Below are 528 nucleotides of genomic sequence, written 5' to 3' on the forward strand. Positions count from 1 at the left end.
TATACCGGTCATTATTTGCACCAGTAAAAATCAGGAAACTGACCGCATCTGGGGTTTGCGCCAGGGGGCGCGTGACTACCTGGTCAAACCGATAGACCCGCAGGAGTTACTGACCAAAATTGCTGCGCTCGGCTAAGCCGCTGGCGCACTGATCTCTGTTTCTTTCGATACTCCGGATAAGTTCATGACCCAAGCGTTGAGTGATGCTGCCACTCTGTCTGAAGTGGCAAAGCCTGACAATAGTGTCAGACGTACCCGCCTGCGCGAATTCCAGGCGCAGTTGGTTGACCGTATGCAGGCTGCCCAGCGCGGTGGTTTCACCCAGTTGAGTCAGTTAGGTGTGCTGATCGGCGGTGTGCATTATTTGCTGGATTTGCGCGAGGCTGGCGAAATTGTCAGCGTAGGTACGCTGACGGAAGTGCCGTTAACGCGTGACTGGTACAAGGGGGTGTCGAATATTCGCGGTAATCTGACCAGTGTCGTTGATTTGCCGCGCTTTCAGGGGAGTGAACCCACCCCGCTGGATGC

The 528-nt window shown here is 54.9% G+C and carries 2 protein-coding genes; both read left to right on the forward strand.

Translation table 11 applies throughout. The features are described 5' to 3' along the window. Positions 1 to 136: response regulator transcription factor (locus tag KDM89_RS19495; RefSeq protein WP_212689557.1), on the forward strand; the 136-nt coding region annotated here is incomplete at its 5' end. Between the two features lie 48 nt (positions 137 to 184). After that, positions 185 to 528 (forward strand): chemotaxis protein CheW (locus KDM89_RS19500; protein WP_212689556.1); only part of this gene is annotated, 344 nt, incomplete at its 3' end.

Origin of the sequence: Cognatundibacterium luofuense, from assembly GCF_018139685.1 — a bacterium.
Classification (GTDB): domain Bacteria; phylum Pseudomonadota; class Gammaproteobacteria; order Burkholderiales; family Burkholderiaceae_D; genus Undibacterium; species Undibacterium luofuense.